This window comes from Limnohabitans lacus, assembly GCF_030053395.1.
Lineage (GTDB): Bacteria > Pseudomonadota > Gammaproteobacteria > Burkholderiales > Burkholderiaceae_C > Limnohabitans_A > Limnohabitans_A lacus.
This window is the reverse complement of sequence record NZ_JASGBH010000024.1, coordinates 1-1,629: the sequence shown is the minus strand read 5'-3', so window position 1 is coordinate 1,629 and position 1,629 is coordinate 1. Positions and strand designations below refer to the sequence as shown.

1 protein-coding gene is annotated in these 1,629 nt (G+C 57.8%); it reads left to right on the top strand.

What is annotated here, in order from left to right; all coding sequences use genetic code 11:
- Positions 1-127: 127 nt before the first annotated feature.
- Positions 128-1,600, top strand: coding sequence for an IS5 family transposase (locus QLQ16_RS15755; RefSeq protein WP_283225596.1), 1,473 nt, complete (start codon positions 128-130; stop codon positions 1,598-1,600).
- The last annotated feature ends 29 nt before the right edge of the window (positions 1,601-1,629 follow it).

The window sequence follows — 1,629 nt, the reverse complement described above, 5'->3', positions numbered from 1 at the left end:
ATAGTCGTCCCAGCAAAACCCCTACAACCCGCATGAATGCTGACAATCTGGGGTGATTCCGAATATTCAAAACTCCCAAAGACATATTCAATGGAGGCTGTTTTCTGGGAGTTTTGAGGACAGCACCATGACCGATGATTTTTTTCGCAACCGTCTGGACCAGATGATCGATTTGCGCCACCCGCTGGCGGTGCTGGCCAAGCGCATGCCCTGGCAAGAGATTGAGGCTTCCTTGGCCCAGCGCTGGGTTCGGCAAGTCAAGGCTGGCAAGAAGATCGAGGATCTTGACTTGTTCGGCCCAGTTTCTGTCGTGGCCGGTGGCGGCACCTCTAACGCTGGCCGCCCGCGCTTGCCGACGCGGCTGATGGTAGCGCTGCTGTACCTCAAGCACGCGTTCAACGAGAGCGATGAAGACGTGATCCAGCGCTGGGGCGAGACCCCCACCTGGCAATACTTTTCGGGCAACGAATACTTTGAACACCAGTGGCCATGCGACCCAACCCAGTTGGGGCGATTTCGCAAAGCCTTGGGTGAAGAAGGGGTAGAAGAGCTGCTGGCGCGCACCATGCAGGTGGCGGTCACGCTCAAGCTGATCGCCAAGAAAGAATTGACCCGCGTGATCGTCGATTCGACAGTGCAAGAAAAGGCCATTACCCACCCCACCGACAGCAAGCTGCTGGAGACGGCCCGCGCCAAAGTGGTCGAAGAAGCCAAAGCTGCTGGCATTGAGCTCAAGCAGACCCATGCCAAAGAAGGTCGAGAGCTTCGATTCAAGTCGGGCCGCTATGCCCATGCCCGCCAGTTCAAACGCATGCGCAAGGCTATCAAGCGCCAGCGCACCATCGTGGCCAAGCTCCAGCGCGAGGTCAGTCGCAAGATGAGCACGCTGAGCCAAGCCGTGCAAGAGGCGTTGGGTGTTACGCTGGACAAGGCCAAACGGTTGGTGGCTCAAACCGCCAGCCGCAAGGCGGTGGACAACCGCGCCAAGCTCTACAGCTGGCATGCGCCAGAGGTGGAGTGCATCTCAAAAGGCAAGAGCCGCAACCCCTACGAGTTTGGTGTGAAGGTGGGTCTGGCTATGACGCTCAAGGGCAATCTGATCGTGGGGGCCAGAAGCTTCCCCGGCAATCCGTATGACGGGCACACGATGCACGAACAGATCGAACAGAGCACGATCCTGATGCAGTACCTGGGCGTCAAACCCGAGGTGGTCTACGCCGACCTGGGTTACCGGGGTGTGGACAAGGACAACCCGGACATCGAGATCAAGCACCGAGGCAAAGACAAGCGATTGACAGACAAAGAGCGCAGACTGCTCAAACGGCGCCAGGCGATTGAACCGATCATCGGGCACCTCAAGGCCGATCACCGCATGGACCGCTGCCACCTCAAGGGATCAGAGGGCGATGCACTGCACGCGGTGCTGTGCGCTGCGGGCTACAACATCCGTTGGCTGCTGAGGATGATCGCCAAGAAAGGCCTGGGCCTTTTGTTGTGCCTGTTGCAGGCGGCGGGTTTGACGGCTTTGTTTGAGAAATTGGCCAAAATCATCAGCCTCACCCGACTGGAAAACTCAGATCAACGCTGGGCGTTGGCTTGAAAAATGAATTTTGCAGGGACGACTACATA

Coding starts and splice junctions, on each gene's coding strand:
- QLQ16_RS15755 (WP_283225596.1), top strand. CDS start 128: ATGACCGATGATTTTTTTCGCAACCGTCTGGACCAGATGATCGATTTG.